The organism is Pseudemcibacter sp. (genome assembly GCF_965661635.1).
Lineage (GTDB): Bacteria > Pseudomonadota > Alphaproteobacteria > Sphingomonadales > Emcibacteraceae > Pseudemcibacter.
The window spans coordinates 1-7,682 of record NZ_CBFIEP010000156.1; the positions used below are offsets into that span (position 1 = coordinate 1).

Annotated in this window: 10 protein-coding genes and 1 tRNA gene; 2 read left to right on the plus strand and 9 right to left on the minus strand. The window is 36.9% G+C overall.

Translation table 11 applies throughout. From position 1 onward, the window contains the following. Nucleotides 1-60: 60 nt before the first annotated feature. Nucleotides 61-137 (plus strand) — tRNA-Arg (locus ACTF6W_RS10510). A gap of 62 nt (nucleotides 138-199) precedes the next feature. On the opposite strand, the gene ACTF6W_RS10515 is transcribed toward ACTF6W_RS10510, so the two are convergent. The 7 genes from ACTF6W_RS10515 to ACTF6W_RS10545 form a co-directional block, all read right to left on the minus strand. Then, on the minus strand, nucleotides 200-1,102 hold the full coding sequence (locus tag ACTF6W_RS10515) for a DUF4437 domain-containing protein (protein ID WP_438994499.1): 903 nt from the start codon (nucleotides 1,100-1,102) through the stop codon (nucleotides 200-202). Nucleotides 1,103-1,212: 110 nt separating this feature from the next. After that, complete coding sequence (locus ACTF6W_RS10520; protein WP_438994500.1) at nucleotides 1,213-2,196, minus strand: LysR family transcriptional regulator; 984 nt, start codon at nucleotides 2,194-2,196, stop codon at nucleotides 1,213-1,215. 12 nt (nucleotides 2,197-2,208) lie between these two features. Further along, nucleotides 2,209-2,955, minus strand: a complete 747-nt coding sequence (locus tag ACTF6W_RS10525; protein WP_438994501.1) for a maleate cis-trans isomerase family protein — start codon at nucleotides 2,953-2,955, stop codon at nucleotides 2,209-2,211. A gap of 199 nt (nucleotides 2,956-3,154) precedes the next feature. Continuing rightward, nucleotides 3,155-3,601, minus strand: a complete 447-nt coding sequence (locus ACTF6W_RS10530; RefSeq protein WP_438994502.1) for a hypothetical protein — start codon at nucleotides 3,599-3,601, stop codon at nucleotides 3,155-3,157. Between the two features lie 26 nt (nucleotides 3,602-3,627). Further along, nucleotides 3,628-4,191, minus strand: coding sequence for a hypothetical protein (locus ACTF6W_RS10535; RefSeq protein ID WP_438994503.1), 564 nt, complete (start codon nucleotides 4,189-4,191; stop codon nucleotides 3,628-3,630). 57 nt (nucleotides 4,192-4,248) lie between these two features. Further along, entirely contained in the window at nucleotides 4,249-4,452 is a 204-nt protein-coding gene (locus ACTF6W_RS10540; protein WP_438994504.1) for a LytTR family DNA-binding domain-containing protein, read from the minus strand. Next, nucleotides 4,453-4,758 carry a hypothetical protein gene (locus ACTF6W_RS10545; RefSeq protein WP_438994505.1) on the minus strand — a complete coding sequence of 102 codons (306 nt, stop codon included), beginning with the start codon at nucleotides 4,756-4,758 and terminating at the stop codon, nucleotides 4,453-4,455. It abuts the gene before it with no gap. A gap of 453 nt (nucleotides 4,759-5,211) precedes the next feature. On the opposite strand from ACTF6W_RS10545, the gene ACTF6W_RS10550 reads away from it, so the two are divergent. After that, the gene (locus ACTF6W_RS10550; protein ID WP_438994506.1) at nucleotides 5,212-6,384 is read left to right on the plus strand and encodes an acyltransferase family protein; all 1,173 of its coding nucleotides are present in this window, start codon (nucleotides 5,212-5,214) and stop codon (nucleotides 6,382-6,384) included. A 203-nt stretch (nucleotides 6,385-6,587) separates the two neighbouring features. Here the strand turns inward: ACTF6W_RS10550 and ACTF6W_RS10555 are convergent, their stop codons facing one another. Further along, nucleotides 6,588-6,950, minus strand: a complete 363-nt coding sequence (locus tag ACTF6W_RS10555) for a hypothetical protein (protein ID WP_438994507.1) — start codon at nucleotides 6,948-6,950, stop codon at nucleotides 6,588-6,590. Between the two features lie 100 nt (nucleotides 6,951-7,050). Then, nucleotides 7,051-7,554, minus strand: coding sequence for a peptide deformylase (def, locus tag ACTF6W_RS10560; RefSeq protein WP_438994508.1), 504 nt, complete (start codon nucleotides 7,552-7,554; stop codon nucleotides 7,051-7,053). Between the last annotated feature and the right edge of the window lie 128 nt (nucleotides 7,555-7,682).

The following is a 7,682-nucleotide window of genomic DNA, read 5'->3' on the forward strand; positions in this document are numbered from 1 at the left end:
AATGAAGCTTGCATTCACTGTCTGTTATGAGTAGTTTGCCATTCACATTTTGAATAAGAAGCGCTTGTAGCTCAGCTGGATAGAGTACTTGACTACGAATCAAGGGGTCGGGAGTTCGAATCTTCCCAAGCGCGCCATTCAACACAAAAAGCCCGATGATAATTCATCGGGCTTTTTGTTTTAAAAATACATAATAATATTATTGGTAATTAGGGTCTTTCCATTTACCAGCAGATTTAGAACGAGTAGGTTGTATCAAAACTGGAGGCTCACTTCTCGGATAACCCTCACCCCAGTTTACAGGATCACCTTGCATTTCAACTCTGGCATTTTCAGTATACCAATCAACCAGGTCACCATCACAACGAAGAATGAAAACAAACCCGTTTTCTTTCCCCGCAGAGAAATCTCCATGGCGAATACCCGCAGGTCTAAAGAAATAGCTTCCTACTTTCATCGTACCAAAATTATATTCAAAATCACCATCAAGCATATAGGCTTCTTCAAAAACTGGGTGATGAGCAAGCGGGTGTTCTACCCAACCCGGTTCAGCTCTTATTAATCGCGTGTAAAAACCTGTTTCAGGATCTCGGTAAAGCAATTTAATGTGTAATCCCGGAACAGGTGTGCCACCACGTTCAAAATCCATCGGGCTTCCGTTCACTGGGTCTTCTACATCATACCATTTCATTTTGCCGCTGCTCATGATCACGAGCTCAGCATCTTTGGCCTTATTATCACCGTCTTTATCTCCTGGTGTAAATTGCCAGTCACCATATTCTCTAAAAAGAAGAATTTCTGTACCCGGTTGAACTTCAAGTTTCGGCGTTAAAACTCCCTTAGGGGCACACCAATAATCACCATCACTTAATGTCGTATCGCCGATACGAACCTCTCCTTTAAGGATATACCATTCTGTAAGTGCAGTATGAAGACCAGATGGTCTCGTCCATACAGTTCTAAAGTCTACTCTTAAAGACGCAGAACCATCTTCTTCATCATAGCAAAGGTTCTTTTGAACTGCTTCACCCTGAGCGTGTGGTAATTCAGCAGGATGCCAAATTAAATCATCTTCGTGTACAAATTCTACATGAGGTCTCATACCTAATCTCCTTATTATTTCATGTTGTAATCTACCATTTAGTCAATATAGATAATAATTAATAATTTTTTATTATTATCATAGATATTTATCTATGTTTTTAAAATGCATTAAACACCCCAATGCCCGTCAATTGCAGATTGCACATTACGTTCGATTTTTTTCATTGGAAGCAAATCACGACCATTGTTTAGCATAAAATCAAGAAACATCTGCGCTACTGTCGAAAGTTTTTTATTTTTTAAATGAACCATTTCCCATTGTGATAGAAGAGGAAATCCTTCCACATTCAGTTGAACAATACCATCCGAATCAGCATTACTGAGGGTATATGCCGAAATAATAGAAATTCCCATATTAGCCATCACTGCATGTTTAATCGCCTCATTGCTTTGAATTGTCATAACATCGTTCATTTTATAATTATTTTCTTTTAGAAAGTTTTGTACACCAAATAGAGAACCAGAACCTGTCTCACGCATGATGAACCGCGCATGCTCAATATCTTTCCATTTTAATTTCTTTTTATCCGCGAGAACATGATTTTTCGATGCGATAACTGCAATAGGGTTAGGAAGAAAAGGATAAGCAACGATATCTAGACTATCTGGTAATTCACTAAAAATATAAAGGTCATCTAAGTTCTTGTTCAAGCGGTCAATGATTGTGCTGCGATTACCGATATTTAATTCGACTTCAACACCCGGATAAAGTTCACAAAAGGGCGCCATTATATAAGGTAAAAAGTATTTTGATGTTGTCACAACGGATATACTAAGCGTACCGGAACGAAGCCCCTTTAGATCATTTAATTCATCATCAAGCCGTCCTACAACTTCAAAAATTTCTTTACCTGCTTCTTCAACTTTCCTACCAGCTTCTGTAAGTTTTAATTTTTTGCCAACAACTTCATAAAGAGGAAGACCAAAAACTTCAGATAATTTTTTAACTTGAATAGAAACACTAGGTTGCGTCAGGTTCAAAACTTCGACGGCTCGCGCTATACTTCCTTCTTTTGCAACTTGAAGGAAAATTTCCAATTGCCTTAAGGTTCCCAGTCTTGCGAGTAATTTGATATCTAGGCTTTTAACCAATCTAAGGCCCTCTTAAAATTCCTCTAACAATCGACCAAAGCCTGAAATTTTGTCTTCTATTCCATATGTTCTTAGGGCATGCCAGTAAGTTGCCGTATTAATCGCAATAACAGGTTTATTTAAGGTTTTTTCCATTTCCGCAGCTAAGTTAACCGCTGAAAGATTTGTTCCCACCTGAATAATCGCGTCAACTTCAGGACAGTTCAATTCATTAAAAACATTTTGCGTTGTTTCAGTTGTGACTTCAGCAATTGATGTCCAACTTGGACATTTCAAACATTGATCCCTCACTGTTTCAAAACCATAGTCACTAAAAAAGTTTTCAACTTCTTTATTAGCAATGGGATAATATGGGGACATAAAAGCAATTTTTTTGATCCCACCGTAAGCATTAAGGGCAGCAATAAGTGATTCTGATCCAATTGATATTTTTAATTCGGCGAAATCTTCAATTTGCTTTTTCCAGTTTTTTGCGCCTTCAGCGCCACCATAGAAAGTGACGGCAGACATTCCCATTACCAAGTAATCAGGTGCACATGGAAGCACCCCTCTAACAGCATCTATGGTATTTTCTGAGATGATCATGGTACCTGCCATAAATGTTTCATCAGAAATCGCACTGGCATTTTCAACATAAATACGACTGTAATGATTAGTAACACCTTCGGGCCTCAAATCATCAAAATCTGGTTGCACGATAGTATTGGTTGCGGGTCCTAAAACACCAAATTTTGCTCTATAGCCTAATACATCTTTCATTTAATCAATCCATTTTTAAAATTTAGATACATTAAGTAAATGCCATTTTCTGCTTACGCCTACTATGATAAACCGCATTTTATAAAATATTTTATCTATCTTTTTATTTTTAAAAGCATAAGTTTTTTTAATTCCATAAAAAAAAGAACATATCCAAAACAAATTAGATATGCTCTTTAATCATAATAAAAAGTTTAAATTATCTTCTGCGTGGCGCGGTCCCTCTTGGAATATATTTCTTAAGACCTCCAACTTCTACCTCAGCACCATAGACATTACCTTCATCATCCACTGTTACTCCTTCTGCGACATTAAAGCGTGTTGTTTTATTTGGGTCAGGAATAAAGGCTGTGACCCATCCTGTTTTTGCGCTCCCAATGCGGATGCCACGATCCCAACCAGGATTACGAGTGCCGCCTGAATTACTTTCACTATCACCCACGTAAAGAATATCATTATTATCGATATAAACACCGCTAGGTCGTCCAAACTGGCGCCATGAATTAATGAATTCCCCATCTTGGGTAAAAATTTGTACACGGTCATTATAACGATCAGCAACAAACAATCTTCCTTGGCTATCCATCGCTAAGCCGTGCGGTTCATTCATTTCACCAAATTCAGCGCCCAAACCACCGAATTCCATAATGTATTCGCCTTTACTATTATATTTCACAACGCGGTTATTGGGTCCTTCTTGGCCTCTTCTATGATGACCATCCGCGACAAAAATACACCATTCGGCGCAACAAGAACATCGCACGGTTGATCAAATTCATATTTTCCTGAGCCAGCTTTTCCGGCTTGACCCAAAGACATCAGTAATTCACCGTCCGGACTAAATTTATGCACTTGGTGCCCTACCCCACGCTCCTCATCGCCTCTGCCGTCCGCGATCCAAACGTTTCCTTCATAGTCAACGTGGATCCCATGTGGCCAAACCATCATTCCTTTACCAAAGTTTTTTAAAATTGTTCCGTCTTTAGCAATTTGCATGACAGGATCAATATCTGGTGTATCCATACAATTCCCATTAGCACCGCAACGCTCCGCAGCCCAAATCGTACCATCGCCGCCGTAATATAAGGTACTCGTTGAACCCCAATTGCGTCCATTTGGTAATTCCGCCCAAGTACCAGGCACCATTTCATATGGATTAGCTTGTGCACTGGCCAGTTCAGTCATCGTTATTGACGCGACCCCAGCGAATAAAACTGTTTTAAAAACATTTATCATTTTTGTATCTCCCAAATTATTTTGATGTAGCTAGGATAGGCGGCAAGCCCTTAAAGATCAACCCACGAGCTTTAAGTTTTCGTGAAATCGACGCGACACTCTTACGTCTACTCCACCCTGAAGGTGTATTTTTTTATCCCCGATAGAGAGTGGTTTGATGCTCTCAATTAACGCACGCTTCACAATAGTTGACCGATGAACACGGGCAAAGTCTTTATTTCCTAGTCTACTTTCAATATCTTTCATGGTCGCTCTAAGCATTTATGTTTCTTTACCAACATGCAGTTCAACGTAATTTCCTGCTGCTTCCACCCAGTCAACAGAAGAAGGTTCTATAAATTTAAACTGACCCGCCTTACTCACCATAATTCGCTCTTCATCGTTTTCTTCGATTTGAGCTTCACCGTTTCTTAAGCGTAAGATTTCGCGATATGCATAAATCACCAATAAAATACTACAGTAAGTCATGATATCTTTTCGATATTCATAGAGAATAGCGTAGTTAATCTCTCCGTAGTCATAATATTCACCTGCTAAAAAGTATATTAACTTTCGTAAGGCAATCATTGCAGAAATATGTACAGCTGAGAAAAGAAAACTTAGTGGAATGTGTATGGCTATTCTTTTGGGCCAACTTTTACTTGAAATTGTATAGCGTTCATCAAACATCAGTATTAAGGGAACAATTATTAACACGATAAAAGTACTAGAAAATTCCCACACAAAGGGTTGTCAAACTGGCAAGGGCGTTCCACGTTCGGCATATTCCATAATTTGAGATGTCGCTCTAACAATCGCATCAATAGATACATATAAAAATGTAAATAAAAATAATTGCCAATGTCTTTTGAATGTTTGGATCAAATGAATTATCTCCGTTTATCCCTATAACTACCCTACTTATCCCATACATGATGCCACATATCACAAATAAAGGCCATTCACACCAGTCTGATGGCACATAGTGTTTTATAATTGCACCATATTTTCAATAAATTAATTAGTGACAAAGGAATTATTATGAATTTGGAAAAATATAATAAAAGACAATATTTTTTAGATTGGTTGAGAGTACTCGCCTTCGCATATCTCATTTTTTATCATACAGGAATGATGTTTGTAGAATGGCCCTTTCACATTGAAAGCGGTCACGACAGTCAATTCTTAAAGTCGGTCATGCTTTTGACAGCAACCTGGCGGTTAGATCTTTTATTTTTAGTATCGGGTGTAGCGGTTAGTGTCATGATGACCAATATGTCACTTGGAAAATTTTGTTGGCAGCGCGTTGTGAAATTATTCATTCCTCCTCTGTTCGCTATAATTGTAGTCGTTGCACCGCAACCTTATTTTGAAGCATTACAGAATGGTTTAATTGAACCTGGATATTGGCAATTCTGGACCGAACAATATTTTCACTTTACATGGTTAGAAGGTATGATCACCCCTTGGCCGACTTATACGCATATGTGGTATGTTCTCTATCTATTTTGTTTCACGTTAATCCTCATACCATTGTTCTATTTCATTAATAGTGAATCAGGAATAAGAATTTTGCATGAGTTAGAAGACTGGTTGACTAAGGGGTTAAGATTACTATGGGCACCGTATATTATTTATTTAAGTGAGTATTTTTATTTAGGTCATAATGAGGTTTCACATAATATATTTGATGATTGGCACGCCTTATTCATTTTTGCATATATCCTAATAATTGGCGTCTTATTTGTAAGAATGCCAAAAGTTTGGGTTAGATTTGAAAATATTCGTTTTTGGTCATTATCATTAGCATTAATTTTATATGCCATTGCCTTGATAAAATATAATTTGGAAACCCCGCTAGATTTTATCAATTGGGATTTGCTAGAAGTTTTATTAAAATGGTCATGGATTGCGGCTATTATTGGTTTTGCAAAACGGTATCTAAATTTCACGAATAATACACTCCGGTATTTTGGCTCTATCGTTTACCCTCTATATATTCTTCATCAAACCGTAATGATAGTGATCGGATATTATATTATTGATTGGGGGTTTAGCGCCTTAATTGAATATATTATGATCGCTTTAGGCACATTTGCCATATCATTAATATTGATCGAAGGTATAATTAAACAATCAAACATTCTTAGGATATTTTTTGGACTTAAATCTAAAAAAAATGAGCACGCCTATTTTCAAAAGGCGAGCTCATAAATTTAATTTGAATAAAATATTTAATCCCATTTCCAATATTTTGTACCCTGAATGGTAGCTTGTAATGCAAGCCCCTTCTCGGTCATATTATAAACTGTGATACCGCTCACAACTGTGTCTGTTGCGTTAGCCTCACCGCCATTATCGTCAATTTTCGCTGCTGCATCTGCCTGACCGGAAAGATCCCAGCCTTTATCAACAAATTAATCGAACATAGCGCGTTTATGAAACACCATTACCGTGCGATAATCTTTAATGCCAAGCCCGATACCAACACCGCCAGTAGCCATGCGCATGTAAGTATTTTGGCCGGATCTGTTATCATGAGCAACACCTTTACCACTTCCTGCAGAAAGAAAAATTAAATTAACACCATCGTTATTAAAAACAGCATATCCTTCTGCATTGGCGATCAATTCGCGTGCTTCTGGGTTATTTTCATAAAGTTGCGCCAAGACTTCTTGTCGCATTTCTTGAGTTTCTCTTACATTTTTATCAGATAATTTCGCGTGCGCGGTAAAAGGTAAAGAGATTAAAATGAGTATTGCTATAAACTGTTTAAACATGGTTTTTCCTTTATTTTAATATCTTATTTTAGCATTCTACAACTTTAAATCAAATATTTCGCATTCAAATGTGGCAGAATTAACATCATAGGCGCATTTATTAAAAATTCATTTCTTTTTGAAATTTTCTAGTTTTTTTATAAGCCATTTTTTGCTTCATAGGCGATAAGTGATCAAAAATCGTTTTACCATCTAGATAATCAATTTCATGTTGAATAACTGTTGAAAGCCATCCTTCAGCTTCTAATTCCCTCTCATTACTTTCAATATCCAAGTATTTAACTTTAATTTGTTTGGGCCTTTCAATCTTTAAGGTGACACCGGGAAAACAGATTGAGCCTTCTTCAAACGTCTGTTTTTCATCGTTGGTCCATATAATTTCAGGATTAATCATTTTAACAGGGTTTTTATTATCATTTTCTTGTAAATCATAAGAAATAACACGATTTAAAACACCTACCATAGGCGCTGCAACACCCACTGCGCCTTCACTATATAATAACGCTTCAAGGCATTTTGACAGATCTATAATTTCGGTTGTGATTTTTGAGACATTTTGCGATTTTTCTTTAAAAATAGGATGGGGGCCATAAACCAGTTTCATGAAGTTCTCTCATTTAAATTTCCATAGGATAGATATAAAAGTATTCCAAGAGCTATTATACAATATATAATAGTTGAATAAATTACATAGATCAGAATATTATCTATACTATCAAAATATAATAAAGC

Bases quoted from the DNA above. Each gene is read 5' to 3' on its own strand.
- ACTF6W_RS10515 (WP_438994499.1), bottom strand. From the start codon at position 1,102: ATGAGACCTCATGTAGAATTTGTACACGAAGATGATTTAATTTGGCAT.
- ACTF6W_RS10535 (WP_438994503.1), bottom strand. From the start codon at position 4,191: ATGATAAATGTTTTTAAAACAGTTTTATTCGCTGGGGTCGCGTCAATA.
- ACTF6W_RS10555 (WP_438994507.1), bottom strand. From the start codon at position 6,950: ATGTTTAAACAGTTTATAGCAATACTCATTTTAATCTCTTTACCTTTT.
- ACTF6W_RS10525 (WP_438994501.1), bottom strand. From the start codon at position 2,955: ATGAAAGATGTATTAGGCTATAGAGCAAAATTTGGTGTTTTAGGACCC.
- ACTF6W_RS10530 (WP_438994502.1), bottom strand. From the start codon at position 3,601: ATGGAATTCGGTGGTTTGGGCGCTGAATTTGGTGAAATGAATGAACCG.
- ACTF6W_RS10545 (WP_438994505.1), bottom strand. From the start codon at position 4,758: ATGATTGCCTTACGAAAGTTAATATACTTTTTAGCAGGTGAATATTAT.
- ACTF6W_RS10540 (WP_438994504.1), bottom strand. From the start codon at position 4,452: ATGCTTAGAGCGACCATGAAAGATATTGAAAGTAGACTAGGAAATAAA.
- def (WP_438994508.1), bottom strand. From the start codon at position 7,554: ATGAAACTGGTTTATGGCCCCCATCCTATTTTTAAAGAAAAATCGCAA.
- ACTF6W_RS10550 (WP_438994506.1), top strand. From the start codon at position 5,212: ATGAATTTGGAAAAATATAATAAAAGACAATATTTTTTAGATTGGTTG.